Raw genomic sequence first — 17159 nt, 5'->3', positions numbered from 1 at the left:
CGTCTTTCCTTTCTTCTCGTTCTTATTTGCGGAACATGGCGAGCATGCGGCGCGTCACGGCGAAACCGCCGAACATGTTGACGGCCGTGAGCACGGTGGCGGCGAAGGCCAGCCACAGGATCAGCCCGTCCGGGCGCCCGTTCACCCCCGCTTCGGGCGGCGCGATCTGCACCAGCGCGCCGATGGCGATGATGCTGGAGATGGCGTTGGTCACGCTCATCAGCGGCGTGTGCAGGGCCGGCGTGACGTTCCACACCACCATGTAGCCGATGAAGCAGGCCAGCACGAACACCGTGAAGTGCCCCAGGAAGGCCGCTGGCGCATAAGCGCCGATGAACCAGAAGGCCACGGCCGCCACGGCGAAGAGGATGGCCAGCGTCTTGGCCGGCAGCGGGCCGCTGCTGCCATGGCCATGGCCGCCCTTCTTCTCGGCCACAGGCACGGCGGCCGTCTTGGGCGCGGGCACGGGCGCGGCCTTGAGCGGCGGCGCGGGCCAGGTGATGGCGCCATCCTTGGTGACCGTCAGGCCCCGGATCGCGTCGTCCTCCATGTTGACCACGGCCACGCCGTCCTTGGCCTTGCACAGCTCCTCGACCAGGCGCAGCAGGTTGGTGGCGTAGAGCGTGGACGACTGCTTGGCCAGGCGCGAAGGCAGGTCGGTGTAGCCGATGATGGTCACGCCATGGCGCACCACGGCCTCGCCGGGCACGGTCAGCTCGCAGTTGCCGCCCTGCTCGCCCGCCATGTCCACGATCACGCTGCCGGGCTTCATGCTCTGCACCATTTCGGCCGTGATCAGCTTGGGCGCCGGCTTGCCGGGGATCAGCGCGGTGGTGATGATGATGTCGGCGTCCTTGGCCTGGCTGGCGTACATCTGGCGCTGCGCCGCCTGGAAGCCCTCGCTCATGACCTTGGCGTAGCCACCGCCGCCCGAACCATCTTCCTCGTAGTCGACCTTGACGAACTCGCCACCCAGCGATTTGACCTGGTCGGCCACCTCGGCGCGCGTGTCGTTGGCGCGCACGATGGCGCCCAGGTTGGCCGCCGTGCCGATGGCGGCCAAGCCGGCCACGCCCGCACCAGCAATGAACACCTTGGCCGGCGGCACCTTGCCCGCCGCCGTGATCTGGCCGTTGAAGTAGCGGCCGAAGGCGTTGGCCGCCTCGATGACGGCGCGGTAGCCGCTCACCCCGGCGGTGGAGGTCAGCGCGTCCATCTTCTGGGCGCGGCTCAGCGTGCGCGGAAGGCAGTCGATGGCCAGCACCGTGGCATTGCGGGCCGTGAGCTGCTGCATCAGCTCGGGGTTCTGGGCGGGCCAGACAAAGCCGATGAGCGTGCCGCCCTCGCGCATCAGCGCCACTTCTTCCGTGCTTGGCGGGCGCACCTTGAGCACGATGTCCGAGGCTGCCCACAGCGCGGCCGCATCCGGCAACACCTCGGCGCCAGCGGCGCGGTAGGCGTCATCGCTGAAGTTGGCGCCATCGCCCGCCCCCGATTCGACCGCGACCGTGAAGCCGAGCTTGATGAGTTTTTCCACCACGTCCGGCACGGTGGCCACGCGCTTTTCGCCAGGGAAAATCTCCCGGGGCACGCCGATGCGCTGCCCCAGGGGGGTTGGGCTTGCTTGCATGAATGGTCTCCTCCAAGTGTCGTAATCGTTGTACAAGCCCCACCGAAGCTTGCATGCGCTGTGTGACAAGGCCGGAATGCTCCCTTTCGCACCGGCACGGACATACTGACCGCGAGCTTACATGAAGAAAATCCCGGTACCTATCTTCTATAAGACAGACCTATCTAGAGGAAACCCCCAAAACGAAAAACGGCAGCCCGAAGGCTGCCGTTGTTGCGGGCGAAAAAGGCACAGGCCTCAGTTCACGACCTGGGCCAAGGCACCGGCCGCGTACTGCGCCGCCATCACCTGCAGGTTCATGCCCTTGATCTTGGCGCCCTGGCCTTCGCAGCCGAATTCGAGGTAGCGCTGCTTGCAGATGGCCTTGGCGGCCTCGCGCGCGGGCTTGAGCCATTCGCGGGCATCGAACTTGTCGGGGTTTTCGGCCATGAACTTGCGTACGGCCCCGGTCATGGCCAGGCGGATGTCGGTGTCGATGTTGATCTTGCGCACGCCGTACTTGATGGCCTCCTGGATTTCAGAGACAGGCACGCCGTAGGTCTCCTTCATCTTGCCGCCGTACTGGTTGATGATGGCCAGCAGGTCTTGCGGCACGGACGACGAGCCATGCATCACCAGATGGGTGTTGGGGATACGGGCATTGATTTCCTTGACGCGCGAAATCGCCAGCACATCGCCCGTGGGTGGGCGGGTGAACTTGTAAGCGCCGTGGCTGGTCCCGATGGCGATGGCCAGGGCATCGAGCTGCGTGGCCTGGACGAACTGCGCGGCCTCTTCGGGGTCGGTCAGCATCTGGCTGTGATCCAGCTTGCCGACGGCGCCGATGCCATCTTCCTCGCCGGCCTCGCCAGTTTCCAGGGAACCCAGGCAGCCCAGTTCGCCCTCCACGGTCACGCCGACCTTGTGCGCCATCTCGACAACCTTGCGCGTCACGTCGACGTTGTAGTCGAACGAGGCGGGGGTCTTGCCGTCTTCCATCAACGAACCGTCCATCATCACCGAGCCGAAGCCCAGGTCGATGGCGCCTTGGCAGATCTTGGGTGAGGTGCCATGGTCCTGGTGCATGACCAGTGGAATATGGGGATAGGCCTCGCAGGCGGCCTGGATCAGGTGCTTGATGAAACTCTCGCCCGCGTATTTGCGCGCGCCGGCGCTGGCTTGGAGGATCACCGGAGCACCCACCTCGTCGGCGGCGGCCATCACTGCCTGGACCTGCTCCAGGTTGTTGACGTTGAAGGCAGGGATGCCGTAGCCGTTGCCGGCGGCATGGTCGAGCAGTTCGCGCATCGAGACGAGAGGCATGGTGAGGGTCCAATAGGGTTGAGGGGTGAGGCCACGGCGCGCCAAGCGCGGTAACCGCTTTGTAACCCGGGATTTTAGCCGCCCGACGGCCTGCGTCCCGGCCGCGCCTTCGCGCCCTTGGGTGGCGCGATTAAGCCGGCGTTAAGTGTGGCCCGTTACCGTGGCGCCCCATGATGCACCACCCCCCTGCCACCCACGCGGCCTCCGCCTCCGCGCGACCCCTCGCCTGGACCATCGCGAGCCTGCTGTGCCTGCTGGCATGGGATGCCGCAGGCTACGACCGGGCCCTGGCCCACGCTTTTGGCTCTGCAGCGGGCTTCCCCTGGCGCGACCACTGGTTTCTGGTGCAGGTCATGCATGAAGCCCCGCGCCGCATGGCCTGGCTGCTGGTGCTGGTGCTGCTCGCATCCATCCGGTACCCGCTGGGCCCGCTGCGCCGGCTGCACCGCGCCGAACGCTGGCAGCTTGCGGCGACAACGCTGCTGGCCCTGGTGGTCGTGAGCCTGCTGAAGTACACCAGCACGACCAGTTGCCCCTGGGATCTGGCCGAATTCGGCGGCATGGCACGCTATGCCTCGCACTGGGCACTGGGCGCCCTGGACGGCGGCAGCGGCAAGTGCTTTCCGGCAGGCCATGCCTCGGCGGGTTTCGCCTTCCTTGGCGGCTACTTCGCACTGCGCCACCGGCACGCCCGCGCGGCACGCCTCTGGCTCGCCTGCGCCCTGCTCGCGGGTCTGGCTCTGGGCTGGGCGCAGCAGGTGCGTGGAGCGCACTACCTGAGCCACACCCTCTGGACAGGCTGGCTCTGCTGGACCACTGGCTGGCTGTGCGACCTTGTGGCGCGGAGGCTCAGGGCTCAGAGCCCGAATGCCTTTCGCATGGACGCCCCTCCTGAATCCGCAAACTAAGAGCGTCAGATCGCCCTGCAGATCTTCAGCATGTTGGTGCCGCCCGGCGCGCCCATGGGCTCACCGCAAGTGATCGCATAGACATCGCCACTGCTGACGATGCCACGGTCCTTGAGATGGCGCTCCGCCTGGTCGAGCGCGGTATCGCGGTCGGCGCTGGTGTCCATGAGCAATGGACGCACGTTGCGGAACAAAGCCATGCGTCGCTGTGTCGAGATCTTGGGAGTGAGCGCGTAGATCGGAATGTGGATGCGGTGCCGACTCATCCACAGCGCCGTGGAGCCGCTGTCCGTCATGGCCACGATGGCCTTGGCACCCAGGTGGTGTGCCGTGAACAGCGCGCCCATGGCAATGGACTGGTCGATGCTGGAGAAAACGCGGCCCGAGAAATCGGCGTCAAGCTGGACATCCTCGGCAGCCTCGGCGGCGGCGCAGATCTTGGCCATCTCCTGCACGGTCTCCAGCGGGTACTTGCCGGCGGCGGTTTCCGCGCTGAGCATCACGGCATCGGTGCCGTCCAGCACGGCGTTGGCCACGTCGCTGACCTCGGCACGCGTGGGCACCGGGTTGGTGATCATGCTCTCCATCATCTGCGTGGCCGTGATCACGACCTTGTCCATGTCCCGCGCCATGCGGATCATCTTTTTCTGCAGCGCCGGCACCACGGCGTTGCCCACCTCCACCGCGAGATCGCCACGAGCCACCATGATGCCGTCACTCACCCGCAGGATTTCTTCCAGGCGCGGAATCGCCTCGGCACGCTCGATCTTGGCGATCAGGCCGGGCCGGTGGCGGTAGGGCGCAGCCGCCACGTTGCACAACTGGCGGGCCATTTCCATGTCGGTGGCGTTCTTGGGAAAGCTCACCGCAACGTAATCGGCCTGCAGGCTCATGGCCGTGCGGATGTCTTCCATGTCCTTGGCCGTCAGGGCAGGCGCCGTGAGACCGCCTCCCTGCTTGTTGATGCCCTTGTTGTTGGAGAGTTCGCCACCGATCTTCACCGTGGTGTGCACGGCCTCGCCGCGCACCGCGTCCACGGTGAGGACGATCAGACCGTCGTTGAGCAGCAGCACGTCGCCGGCCCGGGTGTCTCGGGGCAGTTCCTTGTAGTCCAGCCCCACGCCTTCCTGGTCGCCCGGCTCGGTGCGCGAGGCGTCGAGGATGAACGGCGCACCGGCTTCCAGCATCACCTTGCCCTGAGCGAACTTACCCACGCGGATCTTCGGCCCCTGCAAGTCAGCCATGATGGCCACCTCGCGGCCAGCCCTCTGCGCGGCTTCGCGCACCATCTGGGCGCGATCGATGTGATCCTGCGCGGCGCCATGGCTGAAATTGAGCCGGACAACATTGACCCCGGCCGAGATCATCTTCTCCAGCAAGGCCACGTCGCTGGAGGCAGGCCCCAGGGTGGCGACGATCTTGGTGGCGCGGCGCAGATTCATGGACAACCCTTTCTCGATATGTAATCCGGTTTCAATTTTCACACGGAATCAGTTACACGACCGCAACGAACTACCGGATTGTGTTCGCGCCGCTCCAGATGCGAAAAAGGCCGTCTTGCGACGGCCTTTCGGAGATACGCCCCCCCGAGGGGGCCAGACACCACGGTGCTCAGCGCGGCACCTGCAACAGGCGCTGCACGTCACGGTCGTTGGGCAGCGCGTAGTCATGGCCGCGCACGATGCGGCTGTCTTCCGTGCGCACGAGCTTGAGACTGACATAGGTGAAGTTGGCCGCAGCCGAATAGGTGCCAACAAGCACCAGCGAAGCATTCTGACTGCGTGCGATGTCCTTGATTTCACGCGACAGCAGCAATTCGCCAGCGCCTTCCTTCACGAACACCTCTCCGCGAAGCTTGACTTCCTTGACGTTAAAACCCTTGCCAGCCATGACCGAGGCGTATTGCTCGGACAGCGTGCGGCCCAGCGGTGCCGAACGGCTCAAGTCATTGACGTTCACCACCGTGGCCACGAGCACTGGGCCCGCTCCGAGGGTATTCAGGTCAAAGCCCGCCACCAGCTTGGTGACGGCATCACCATTGCTTTGCAGGAATTGGCTGCTGGCCGCTTCCTGGTACGTGGGTTCGGTGCGCACGGGCGTATTGTTCGAAGCGCAACCCGCCAGCAGCGCGCCGGCCAGTACGGTCAGGAGTGCATACGATTTCATTGCGACACCACCTTCATGTTGACGCTCTTGTACGAAGGACGCAGGAACAGCGGGGTGTCAGCGTTCTCCAGGTAATACACATCCGTCTTGCGCGCGATGTATTGACCGCCCCGAGCCACCGTGGTGGTGAGGATCATCTCGGTGTTGGTGGGACCGCCGGAGTTGATGCTGGCGCCGTAATCGGCTGCAACGGTCAGACCCAGCGTGGCCAGCAGCTGCGCATCGAGATGCTCATGGCGCAGGCCGTAGGCCGCCATGAGGCCTGCGGCGATCATGGTGAACTGACCTGGGATGAAGTGCGGGCGATCGCTGTTGTGGCGCACGAGTTGCGCGTGGTAGGTCACGTCGAGCGTCTGGCCGGGCATCTGCTGCACGGGCGCGCCGCTCTGCACGAGCTTGGTGATCAGGAAATCCCGGAACGCCAGATCGAACTGGCTGGGGTTGGGAGGCAGCGCCACATGCAGTTGCGTCCCTTGGGGCATGCCCGCCTTGTCAAGGGTCGCCAGGGTTTGCGCGACGACATCGCGCGACACCAGCTCCCAATGACCCGCCGACCGCACCTTGGGCTGGACGGTCAGTTCGAAATTCTCAGCCAGGGGAATGGGCGCCCTGTTTGCGCATCCCACCATAGTCGCCACAGCGCCAGCCAGAACGGCCAGGCTGATTGCCTTTGAAAACGCCATGATTCCCTCCTACGGACTTGAACGGCGGGGCCACGGAAAACGTTATCCCCCACAACTGAGAACGATTCTGGGCTTTATGCTCAACAAAAACAAGAAAAAAATGCGCTAACTGCGCCCGGGCACAGACGCTTTGTTGTTTTTGTCACAGCGCCGGTATTGCCGGCGCCACCTGTGCCACTCAGCCCGCGGCGCGTTTTTCGAGAATCTCGAAGGCGGGCAATGTTTTCCCTTCGAGCACTTCCAGAAACGCCCCGCCACCGGTGGAGATATACCCCACATCTTTCTCGATGCCATATTTCGCGATGGCGGCCAGCGTATCACCGCCACCGGCGATACTGAATGCCGGGGATTCTGCAATAGCCTGCGCGATGGCGCGCGTGCCATTTTCAAACGCAGCGAACTCGAATACTCCCACGGGGCCATTCCAGACGATGGTTCCGGCGGATTTGAGTTGCTGCGCCAGCCGGTGCGCGGTTTCCGGGCCGATATCGAGAATGAGGTCATCCTCGGCCACATCGGTGGCAGCCTTGGTGGTGGCCGGCGCGTCGGCGGCAAAGGACTTGGCCGTTACCACATCGGTGGGGATGGGCACCTCCGCACCGCGCGCCTTCATGGCCTCGATGACAGCACGCGCTTCCTCCACCAGGCTCGGCTCGGCCAGGCTCTTGCCGATGGGCAGGCCGGCCGCGAGCATGAAGGTGTTTGCAATGCCACCGCCCACGATGAGCTGGTCCACGTTCTTCGACAGGCTCTGCAGGATGGTGAGCTTGGTCGAGACCTTGGAGCCTGCCACGATGGCCGCCAGCGGGCGCTTCGGGCTGGCCAGCGCCTGGGTGATGGCGTCGATCTCGGCGGCCAGCAGCGGGCCGGCGCAGGCAATGGGCGCAAACTGGGCGATGCCGTAGGTTGTGCCTTCGGCGCGGTGCGCGGTGCCGAAGGCGTCGTTGACGAAGATGTCGCACAGCGCCGCAAGCTTGCGCGCCAGTTCTTCCTTGTTCTTCTTCTCGCCCACGTTGACGCGGCAGTTCTCCAGCAGGACCACATGGCCCGGCTGCACTTGCACGCCATCGACCCAGTCCGCCACCAGCGGCACCTCACGGCCAAGCAGGCTGGACAGGCGAGCGGCCACGGGCGCGAGGGAATCCTCGGGCTTGAATTCGCCTTCGGTCGGACGGCCCAGGTGGCTGGTGACCATGACGGCGGCGCCGGCATCGAGCGCCATCTGGATGCAGGGCACCGAGGCGCGGATGCGCGTGTCCTCGGTGATGGCGCCGTTGCCGTCGAGCGGCACGTTCAGGTCGGCACGGATGAAGACGCGCTGGCCCCGGGCACGGCCCTGGGCACACAAATCGGAGAAGCGGAGAATGTTCATGAAAAGGCTCGGTCAGGCAGTCGCACATGCGGCAGGCCGCATTGTAGGCACCCGCATGCCGGCCGCTACCAGCCCAGGCCGATGTGCAGAGGCAGGTAGACCAGCATGCCCACGACAATGGTGCCGAGGATGCCGCGCTTCCAGAAATAATACGCCGTGGCGCAGAGCACGGCCGGCAGGCGCGCGTCGTGCAGCGAGCCGATGAGCGCACCCCGGGCCATGAAGATCTCGGGCGCGATCACCGCGGCCAGGGCGGCCAGCGGCGCATACTTCAGGCCGCGCCGCAGCCAGTCGGGCATGGGAATCTCGCGCTCGGGAATCATGAAAAAGGCACGCGCAACCAGCGTGATGGCGGCCAACCCAACGATGGCCAGCAGGGAAAAGACATCGTCCCAGCTCATGCGGCGCCTCCTCCGCTGCGACGCGCGGCGCACCGCCGGTCCACGGCCTCCATCGCCAGGCCCGCCGCCACTGCGGCCGCGATGGCCACGAGGATGTTGAGCTTGAGCGGCAGGGCGAACGCCGCGATGGCCGCCGTCGCCGCGACCACCGTGGCCAGCCAGGTGGCGCGGTCGTACAGCAGCGACAGCAGCACGCCCAGCAGGGCCAGCACACCGGCAAAACCCAGCCCCCAGGACAAGGGAATCGCATTGGCGAGCAGGATGCCAGCAATCGAGGGCACCTGCCAGGCGACCCAGTTGATCGACGCCGCTCCCCAGAAATACGGCACCTGCCCCGGGCCTGGCACGGGCTCGGGGAAGCGCTTCATGAAGGCGACGAAGATCACGTCGCCGCTGAAGTAGCCGATGGCCAGGCGCTGGCGCAGCGGCAGCGGCTGGAAGTAACTGCGCCACATGCTGCTGAAGATCACGAAGCGCAGGTTCACGCAGGCCGCGGTGAGCCAGATCACCCACAGCGGGGCACCCACGGCCAGCAGCGGAATCACCGCCAGCTGCGCGCTGCCGGCGTACACCAGCAGCGTCATGGCCAGCGCCATGGGCACGGACATGCCGCTTTTGACCATGGCCACGCCCGTCACGAGGCCCCAGGCCCCCACCCCCACTGCCGCGCCCACCATGTCGGCCACTCCCTGGCGATAGGATGGGTGGCGCAGCACCGCGCCGGCCGTGGACCAGGTCAAGGCGGCGCCCCACCGGCCGCGTTGCCCAGCACCATGCCGGGCCGCAGCTCGAAGCCGCGCACGAAATCGGCGGCCGCCAGGCGCTTGCCGCCCGCGCGCTGCAGCACGGTCAGGCGCAAGGCCCCCTCACCGCAAGCCACCATGATGCCGGCATCATTTACAGACAAAATCTGCCCGCAGCGCGCTTCTGGCAAGCGCGAGCAGCTATCAATTTCAGAGCTCCAGATCTTGATGCCCTCGGTGCCCAGCACCGTGCTGGCGCCGGGAAAGGGATCGAAGGCGCGCACACGCCGGGCGATCACCTCGGCCGGCAGCGACCAGTCCACGCCGCTCTCAACCTTGTCGATCTTGTGCGCATAGGTCACGCCTTGCTCGGGCTGTGGCACGCGGCGCAGCCCCCCACCGGGGAGCTGCCGGAGCGCCTGCACGATGAGGCGTCCGCCCAGCTGCGCCAACCGGTCGTGCAATACGGCCGTGGTGTCGCCGGGCAGGATCGCGGCTTTTTCGTCCAACAGCATGTCGCCGGTGTCGAGACCCGCGTCCATCTGCATGATGGTGACGCCGGTCTCGGCGTCGCCAGCCTCAATGGCACGGTGGATGGGCGCCGCGCCGCGCCAGCGCGGCAACAGGCTGGCGTGGATGTTGAGGCAGCCGAGCGGCGGCGCATCGAGCACCCACTGCGGCAGGATCAAGCCATAGGCCGCCACCACCATCACGTCGGCCCGGGCGGCCGCGATGGCGGCTTGCGCCTGGGCGGCGTCCTCGGGGTATTTGCCATCGAGCCGCAGGCTGCGCGGCTGCGCCACGGCGATGCCGTGCTCCAGGGCCAGCTGCTTGACCGGCGAAGCCTGCAGCTTCATGCCGCGCCCAGCGGGACGGTCGGGCTGGGTCAGCACCAGCGGCACGGCAAAACCGGCCTGCAGCAGCGCCTCCAGCGCCACCCGGGCGAACTCCGGCGTGCCGGCGAAAATGACTTTCATGGAAAAACCTGCCCTGCGCTAGCGGTAGCGCTCATCGGCAGCGGGGTCATCGGCGAATTCGGTGCGCACCACGGCCCCGGCAGGGTCGAGGAGGACGCGCGCGCGCCGGTGCGTGCCGTATTCCTGGAAAAAATAGGTCCAGACGCTGCCCTGGTCGCCATTCGCCTCTCTTTTGGCGGGGGGGCCGAAGGCCAACTGCACATCGGCGGCACGCCACTGGCCGGCGGTGATCCGGCCCAGGCGTTGCGCGGTCAGCGCCTGCTCCATGCCGACCAGCTTGCCGGTGGCATCGAAGTCCAGGCTCTGCACCTGGCCAGGCTTGGTACGGTAGAAAAGGCGCTGGCCCGCAGGCAATTGGTAGGACGCCAAAGGCTCACCCCACAGGGCGGTCACGTCGTCGCGCGCCACACCGGGCCGCACCATGGCCGGCGCCGCGCAGCCCGCCAGCACGGCGACGCCCAGGAGGAACGCGCCCACACGCGCCCGGGGAGCGAAGGCCTGCCTCATGCGCGAGCCTCGCGCTGGCGCTTGATCATTTTTGACTTGATGCGGTTGCGCTTGAGGGGCGACAGGTATTCCACGAACACCTTGCCCAGCAGATGGTCGAGCTCATGCTGGATGCACACGGCCAGCAATTCGGTGGCCTCGATGGTGCGCTCCTGGCCCTGCGCATCGAGGGCCCGCACATGGACAGCCGCCGAACGCGCGACGCCATCGTAGATGCCCGGCACCGAGAGGCAGCCCTCGTCACCCACCTGCTTCTCGGCGCTGGCCCAAACGATTTCCGGGTTGATCAGCACGAGCGGTTGGTCGCGCTCTTCCGAAACATCGATGACCACGATCCGCTCATGCACATCAACCTGCGTCGCGGCCAAGCCGATGCCATGGGCGTCGTACATGGTTTCCAGCATGTCGGACACGACATGGCGAACACGATCATCCACCACCTGCACGGGTTTTGCGACCGTGTGCAGCCGGGGGTCCGGATAACAAAGAATGGGAAGAATTGCCATGGCCACGCCGAAAAGATGTCGCTATTTTCGCCACTTTTTCAGGCGTGCGCTCCTGCCTGATTCAATAATCATTGCCGAATCAAGGGCTTGAGCAGAGAATCTCAGATGATTTGTAATGTATTTTGCCGTATGCCCCGATATCCGGGTGTATATCGGCGCCAGCGAGGGGGCGTTTGACAATGCATCAGAACAGGAACGACTTGACGGCATTCACCAGCGTGCAGCGGACCATGCTGGGCACAGCCGCCATCCTCTGCGCAGCCCTGGCCGCCCCGGCGGTCCAGGCCCAGGATCTCTCGGTCTCCGCGTCACAGCGCGCGACCGCCCAGCAGGTGGCCCAGCAGGGCGTGCCCCTCGCCGAGCTCGCGCCCGGTGCGCCCGACACCTATGTCGTCAAGCGCGGCGACACGTTGTGGGGCATCTCCGGCATGTACCTCAAACGCCCCTGGCGCTGGCCCGAACTCTGGGGCATGAACCTCCAGGAGATCCGCAACCCGCACCTCATCTTCCCGGGGCAGACCCTCTATCTCGAAAAGAATGGCGGCCACGCCCGGCTGCGCACCAGCACCTCGGGCGAGCCCGAAACCGTGCGCGTCTCCCCCCGCACCCGCACCGACAGCCTGGCCGACTCGGCGCTGCCCACGCTCAAGCCACACCTGATCGAGCCCTTCCTGGTGGAGCCCGTGGTGGTTGACGCGCAAACACTGCAACAGGCACCCCGCATCGTGGCCACGATGGAAGACCGTGTGCTCATGAGCCCGGGAGACCGCATCTACGCCCGGGGCGACGTGGCCAACCCATTGCGCGCCGAGCCTGGCGAGCCCCGCCAGTTCCGCGTGTTCCGCAATGCCGTGGCCCTGAAAGACCCGCTGACCGGGGAAATCCTGGGCTACGAAGCTCAGCACCTGGGCAAGGCGGTGCTGATGCGCGGAGAGACCTTCGAGGACAGCGCCAACGGCAAGGGCGGCGTCACTTCGGAGTATGTGCCCGCCTCGCTGGACCTCACTTCCAGCAAGGAGGAAATCCGCGCTGGCGACCGCCTGCTGCCCGCGCCACCGCGCGTCTTCCTGAGCTACACGCCGCATGCGCCACGGCAGGATGTGGATGCCCGCGTGGTCTCCATCTACGGCAGTTCGGCCGTCGCCAATGCCGCGCAGAACAACGTGGTCGCGATCAACCTGGGCACGCAGGACGGTATCGAAACCGGCTTGGTGCTCAAGCTGATGACCAAGGGCGCGCAGATCAAGGACCGGACCGACGAGTCCAAGATCATGATCAAGCTGCCCAGTGAAAACAATGGCATGGCCATGGTGTTCCGCACCTTCGACCGTGTTTCCTACGCGCTGATCCTGGATGTGCGCACGCCTGTGCGCGTTGGCGACCGGCTCACCAACCCGGATTGAGATGCGGCAGCGGCACACCGCGGCACCGGCCCATGGGTAACGGCTCCGGCACGGAGCCTGCACCGCGCGCAATGGACCGCGATGAACTCGCCGCATGGCTGCGGCTGACCCTGACGCCCGGCATCGGCAATCAGGCCGCCCGACGCCTGCTGGTGGCCTTCGGCCTTCCCCGCAGCATCTTCGAGCAACCGGCGCATGTGCTGCAGGCCTGTCTCGGCCCCGCGCAGGCCGACACCCTGCAGACCGAGCCCGCAGGTCTGGCCTCCCTCGTGGAAACCACCTGGCAATGGCTGCATGCCAGCCCCGACGCTGCCACCGCACGGGCCCTCGTCCCCCTGGGCCACCCCCTGTATCCGCCGTCACTGCTCGAAACCAGCGACCCACCCTTGGTGCTTTACCTGCTCGGCCCGGCCCGCTTCCTGCGGGCCGCAGCCTTTCCGGCGGAACGCTGCCTGGCCCTGGTGGGCAGCCGCAACCCCACGCCCCAGGGACAGGACAATGCACGGCAATTCGCCCAGACCCTGCGCGCCGCAGGACTGACCATCGTTTCGGGGCTTGCGCTGGGCATCGACGGGGCCGCGCACGAAGGCGCGCTGGCCGACGCCAGCCCCACGGATGCCACGCCGGCCACCATCGCCGTGGTGGGCACCGGTCTTGATCGTGTGTACCCGCAACGCCACCGCGAACTGGCGCACCGCATCGCCGCGCAGGGCCTGCTGATGAGCGAATACCCGCTGGGCACACCCCCGCTGGCGGCCAATTTCCCCAAGCGCAACCGCATCATCTCGGGCCTTTCCCAAGGCACCCTGGTGGTGGAGGCCGCACCAGCGTCCGGCTCGCTGATCACCGCCCGCATGGCCAGCGAGCAGGGCCGCGAGGTGTTCGCCATCCCTGGGTCCATCCATGCCATCCAGTCACGCGGCTGTCACGCCCTGATCCGCCAAGGCGCCAAGCTGGTGGAATCCGCGCAGGATGTGCTCGAAGAGCTGCGATGGCCGGCGCCCGCCAGGCCGGCGCCCGCGCCTGCCGAGACACCCGCCGCGCACGGTCTGCTCGATGCCATGGGGTTCGACCCGATCGGCCTCGATGCCCTGCAAGCCCGCACCGGGCTGGACACGCCCGGCCTGCAGGTGCAATTACTGGAACTGGAATTGGCGGGCTCGCTGGTGCGGATGCCCGGCGGCCTGTTCCAACGCATGGCACAGGCCTGAAGCCGCCTGCGGATCAGCCCAGCAGCCGCTCCGGGTTGGCGTTGAGTTTGGCCAGAGCATCCCGCGTGGCACGAACCGTGAGACCCTCCTCCTCGCGCGCCACCAGCAGCCCCGCCTGCAGATAGGCCCCCAGCCTGCGCAGCTGGATGAGGAAGCTGCTGCCATCGGTCGAGGCGAACAGGTGCAGTTGCTTGCGCTGGCTGTGCCAGACATACTGAACCTGGCTGCTCGATCCATTGTGGTCCAGCGTGAACCAGTTGCCTGGCTGCAGCTCCTGCGCCCAGGCCACCATGGCGTCGTCCACGGGTGCCCCGTTGTCTGCCACCACATGGATGGCCGAAGCATCGATGCCGGTCATCATTTCAATGCTCTCGGCATCCAGCGGCAGATCGCCCATGACGGCCGCATCTCCAATGAACTCTTCCAGATTGGCAAGCCGCTTGGCCATGGCTTCGATGTGCTCCGCCGGAATGGCCGCCGTCTTGGACAGGAAGGCTTCCGCCAGCGTATCGGTGAGTGCCTTGATCTGCGTGTCCTGCCCGGCCCCGGTGATTCCCATCAAGGCCAGGCCCTGGCGCAACCGCTGCAACAACCCGGGCAGGCTCTGGATCACCTGGGCCCGCTCGCTGCGGTTGGGCTTGGCGCTCGCCGCCCACACCAGATCGGCCGCAGCACGCTTGTAGGCCACCGTATCGGCATGCTGGGGACCTTCGCGCACGGCGGAAAGCGCCAGCACCTCGGCCCAGGTCTTGAACAGGAAGTCGCGGATCTCATCGCGCACCGGCATGTCCTTGAGCATGGTGCGCAGCTCGATCGTGTACTGGATGGCCAGGGTTTCCTTCTGCTCGACCTGCTGCGCCACGCTCACCAACCGCGACGTCGCCTGCTTTTCCGTGAGAAATTTGGCCAGGAATTTCTCGAATTCGTCATGCACCAGCTGGAACACGCGGCTGCCCGTTTCCGGGTACTGCTCGATCACCTGGACGATGCGCTTGATTTCCGCCTCCAGCGCGCTGCCCGAGATCGACGTGGCATCAAAGCCCAATGCGCAGGAGCCCATGCGGTCGATCAACTGGCGCGCGGGATGGTTCAGGTTGCTGAAGAATTCCGGCTCGGCCAGCGCCACGCGCAGGACCGGCACCTGCAGCCGCGCGAACCAGATGCGCACGGCCGGAGGAATGCGGTCCTCCGCCAGGATGCTCTGGAACATCAGGGCCACCACCTCGATGATGGCCTTCTCTCCCTGGGTATCTGCCTTCTTCTTGAGTTCGGCGGAACGGTTGCGCACCACTCCCGCCAGATGCACCACGGCCGCAGGGCTGTAGTCTTCCGCCAGCGTGCCCACGGTGCTGTAATAGGTTTCGGCCTGCACCCGGTGGGCTGCCAGGGCCTGCGCCAAGGCCGCCGAGGCAGGGGGCGCATTGACCATGTCGAACCCTGTCGCGGGCTGGGTCAGCAGGCGCCGCAACTGCCCCATGACGCCATGGGCACGCTGGCGCGCACGGGCCAGGGGCGTCATTCCGGACATCGAGGCCCCCGGCGGCATGGCGAAGGCGGTCCCTGCCGGGCCCATGCGCGACGCCTGCGCATGCATGGAAGCCTGCGCCCTTGCGCGCGCCACGGCCTCCTGCGACTGCTCCAGGGCGCGGGTCGCAGGCCCTTGCCCCTGGGCTTGCAAGCCCCCCGATCCCGAAGGCGAAGCACGGCTCATCCGCACGCGCAAATCCTGCTGTGCAGCAACACCTTGGGCCTGCAGGAAATCGTTGCCTGCCTGATACACCTTCTGCAACAAGGCGGTCAGCTCCCGCAGCAGGGGGTCCAACGCCGCTAGGAGATCGTTGCGCTTGAGCCCCGCCTTGACCCATGCATCGACCATGTGCAACGCCACCGTTTCCGGCCGCAGGATATCGGTGGCCGGCAGGTCCAGTCCCTCCAGAACCTGCACCCGCAAGCGCAGCGCATCAAAGCTGGCATTGACCTGCTCCAGCACCGTCAGCGCCATCCGTGAAGCCAGGATCTTGTTCTCGACCACGTTGTCGTCCACCAGCTCGAACGTCAGCTCAGACGGACGGCTACCGGGCGGCGGCCCCGCCGTGGACGGAGCCTGCGCCGCGCGCCAGGCCACCGAGACGCCACGGACCCATTCCCCGCCATGCGACTGGTACGACATCCAGGCGTCGCGCCGCTCCTGCATCTCGCGCTGCGTCCCGGTTTGCGCCATCAGCGCGTTCAGGAACTCCAGGATCGCCTTGTCCACGCCCACAAGGCCGCTGCAGAGCCCGTCCACCAGCCGCTCGCGCACCTGGCGTGCCAGCCTGCGCTGCGGATGAATGGGCGGTGGAGGTGTGTGCATCCCTCGATATTAGTCTGGGAATTCCCCAAACGGGTCAAACCGTTGCGCCCGCGTTCGGGTCGTTCGGATCGCCTTCCTTGCGCACGGTCTTGACGAGATCCTCGCGCTTGACACCCAGCCACATGGCGATCGCGGCCGCCACGAACACCGAGGAGTAGATGCCGAACAGGATGCCGATGGTCAGCGCCAGCGCGAAATAGTGCAGGCTGGGGCCCCCAAAGAAGAACATCGACAGCACCATGGCCTCGGTCGAGGCGTGGGTGATGATGGTGCGGCTCATCGTGCTGGTGATCGCGTGATCGATGACCTCGTGCGTGGTCATCTTGCGGTAACGGCGGAAGGCCTCGCGGATACGGTCGAAGATCACGACAGACTCGTTGACCGAGTAACCCAGCACCGCCAGCACCGCCGCCAGCACCGAGAGGGAGAACTCCCACTGGAAGAAGGCGAAGAAGCCCAGGATGATGACCACGTCATGGAGGTTGGCGATGATGGCCGCGACACCGAACTTCCATTCGAAGCGGAACGCCAGGTAGATCACGATGCCCACGACCACCATGGCCAGCGCCATGAGGCCGCCATGCACCAGTTCCTCGCCCACCTGCGGGCCCACAAATTCGGTGCGGCGCAGCGTGACTTCGGGGTCGGCCGCCTTGAGCGCGCCAATCACCTGCTCGCTCTGCTGCGCCGAGGAGACGCCTTTCTGCGCGGGCAGGCGGATCATCACGTCGCGCGAGGTGCCGAAATTCTGCACCTGCACGTCATCGGCATAGCCCAGGGCCGACACGGCGCCGCGCACCTTGGCCAGGTCGGCCGGCTGGCTGTAGGCCACCTCCATGACCGTGCCGCCGGTGAACTCGACCGAGAGGTGCAGCCCGCGCGTGAGCAGGAAGAAAACCGCCAGGGCGAAGGTGATGAAGGAGATCGCGTTGAAGATCAACGCGTGCTTCATGAAGGGAATGTCTTTTTTGATGCGGAAGAACTCCATGGTCTTCCT

The 17159-nt window shown here is 66.1% G+C and carries 17 protein-coding genes; 4 read left to right on the top strand and 13 right to left on the bottom strand.

Going from position 1 to position 17159, the window contains the following annotated elements; translation table 11 throughout:
• Nucleotides 1-22: 22 nt before the first annotated feature.
• Entirely contained in the window at nucleotides 23-1630 is a 1608-nt protein-coding gene (locus D8S75_RS02395) for a Re/Si-specific NAD(P)(+) transhydrogenase subunit alpha (protein ID WP_119964313.1), read from the bottom strand.
• 237 nt (nucleotides 1631-1867) lie between these two features.
• Nucleotides 1868-2932 (bottom strand): class II fructose-bisphosphate aldolase, encoded by a 1065-nt coding sequence (fba, locus tag D8S75_RS02390; protein ID WP_119964312.1) that lies wholly within the window; start codon nucleotides 2930-2932, stop codon nucleotides 1868-1870.
• A gap of 173 nt (nucleotides 2933-3105) precedes the next feature.
• On the opposite strand from fba, the gene D8S75_RS02385 reads away from it, so the two are divergent.
• Nucleotides 3106-3840 carry a phosphatase PAP2 family protein gene (locus D8S75_RS02385; RefSeq protein WP_232828835.1) on the top strand — a complete coding sequence of 245 codons (735 nt, stop codon included), beginning with the start codon at nucleotides 3106-3108 and terminating at the stop codon, nucleotides 3838-3840.
• Nucleotides 3841-3845: 5 nt separating this feature from the next.
• On the opposite strand, the gene pyk is transcribed toward D8S75_RS02385, so the two are convergent.
• From pyk to D8S75_RS02370, 3 genes are all read right to left on the bottom strand, one after another.
• Nucleotides 3846-5282: a pyruvate kinase gene (gene pyk / locus D8S75_RS02380; RefSeq protein WP_119964310.1), complete on the bottom strand. Its 1437-nt coding sequence runs from the start codon at nucleotides 5280-5282 to the stop codon at nucleotides 3846-3848.
• A gap of 169 nt (nucleotides 5283-5451) precedes the next feature.
• Nucleotides 5452-6006, bottom strand: coding sequence for a FlgO family outer membrane protein (locus D8S75_RS02375; RefSeq protein ID WP_119964309.1), 555 nt, complete (start codon nucleotides 6004-6006; stop codon nucleotides 5452-5454).
• A complete protein-coding gene (locus D8S75_RS02370; RefSeq protein WP_232828833.1) occupies nucleotides 6003-6488 on the bottom strand; it encodes a hypothetical protein in 486 nt (161 codons plus the stop codon). The genes D8S75_RS02375 and D8S75_RS02370 overlap by 4 nt, the downstream gene beginning before the upstream one ends.
• Before the next feature lie 79 nt (nucleotides 6489-6567).
• On the opposite strand from D8S75_RS02370, the gene D8S75_RS17655 reads away from it, so the two are divergent.
• Entirely contained in the window at nucleotides 6568-6798 is a 231-nt protein-coding gene (locus D8S75_RS17655) for a hypothetical protein (RefSeq protein WP_232828831.1), read from the top strand.
• A 69-nt stretch (nucleotides 6799-6867) separates the two neighbouring features.
• Here D8S75_RS17655 and D8S75_RS02365 read toward each other — a convergent pair whose 3' ends face one another.
• The 6 genes from D8S75_RS02365 to def form a co-directional block, all read right to left on the bottom strand.
• Entirely contained in the window at nucleotides 6868-8061 is a 1194-nt protein-coding gene (locus D8S75_RS02365; RefSeq protein ID WP_119964307.1) for a phosphoglycerate kinase, read from the bottom strand.
• A gap of 65 nt (nucleotides 8062-8126) precedes the next feature.
• Complete coding sequence (locus tag D8S75_RS02360) at nucleotides 8127-8462, bottom strand: AzlD domain-containing protein (RefSeq protein WP_119964306.1); 336 nt, start codon at nucleotides 8460-8462, stop codon at nucleotides 8127-8129.
• The gene (locus D8S75_RS02355) at nucleotides 8459-9139 is read right to left on the bottom strand and encodes an AzlC family ABC transporter permease (protein ID WP_119964398.1); all 681 of its coding nucleotides are present in this window, start codon (nucleotides 9137-9139) and stop codon (nucleotides 8459-8461) included. The genes D8S75_RS02360 and D8S75_RS02355 overlap by 4 nt, the downstream gene beginning before the upstream one ends.
• Nucleotides 9140-9198: 59 nt before the next feature.
• Complete coding sequence (gene fmt, locus D8S75_RS02350) at nucleotides 9199-10182, bottom strand: methionyl-tRNA formyltransferase (RefSeq protein ID WP_119964305.1); 984 nt, start codon at nucleotides 10180-10182, stop codon at nucleotides 9199-9201.
• Nucleotides 10183-10200: 18 nt separating this feature from the next.
• Nucleotides 10201-10689, bottom strand: a complete 489-nt coding sequence (locus D8S75_RS02345; RefSeq protein ID WP_157982580.1) for a hypothetical protein — start codon at nucleotides 10687-10689, stop codon at nucleotides 10201-10203.
• Nucleotides 10686-11195 carry a peptide deformylase gene (gene def, locus D8S75_RS02340; protein WP_119964397.1) on the bottom strand — a complete coding sequence of 170 codons (510 nt, stop codon included), beginning with the start codon at nucleotides 11193-11195 and terminating at the stop codon, nucleotides 10686-10688. Before def ends, D8S75_RS02345 begins: the two co-directional genes overlap by 4 nt.
• 200 nt (nucleotides 11196-11395) lie before the next feature.
• On the opposite strand from def, the gene D8S75_RS02335 reads away from it, so the two are divergent.
• Both D8S75_RS02335 and dprA read left to right on the top strand, forming a co-directional pair.
• Nucleotides 11396-12598, top strand: coding sequence for a LysM peptidoglycan-binding domain-containing protein (locus tag D8S75_RS02335; protein WP_442474855.1), 1203 nt, complete (start codon nucleotides 11396-11398; stop codon nucleotides 12596-12598).
• 71 nt (nucleotides 12599-12669) lie between these two features.
• Nucleotides 12670-13809 carry a DNA-processing protein DprA gene (gene dprA, locus D8S75_RS02330; protein ID WP_119964302.1) on the top strand — a complete coding sequence of 380 codons (1140 nt, stop codon included), beginning with the start codon at nucleotides 12670-12672 and terminating at the stop codon, nucleotides 13807-13809.
• 13 nt (nucleotides 13810-13822) lie between these two features.
• Here dprA and D8S75_RS02325 read toward each other — a convergent pair whose 3' ends face one another.
• Together D8S75_RS02325 and secF are read right to left on the bottom strand one after the other, a co-directional pair.
• A complete protein-coding gene (locus D8S75_RS02325) occupies nucleotides 13823-16162 on the bottom strand; it encodes a DUF1631 domain-containing protein (protein ID WP_119964301.1) in 2340 nt (779 codons plus the stop codon).
• Nucleotides 16163-16196: 34 nt separating this feature from the next.
• Entirely contained in the window at nucleotides 16197-17150 is a 954-nt protein-coding gene (secF, locus tag D8S75_RS02320; protein ID WP_119964300.1) for a protein translocase subunit SecF, read from the bottom strand.
• Between the last annotated feature and the right edge of the window lie 9 nt (nucleotides 17151-17159).

The organism is Simplicispira lacusdiani (assembly GCF_003604195.1).
Taxonomy (GTDB): Bacteria; Pseudomonadota; Gammaproteobacteria; order Burkholderiales; family Burkholderiaceae_C; genus Simplicispira; species Simplicispira lacusdiani.
This window is presented reverse-complemented; position numbering and strand designations above follow the sequence as displayed.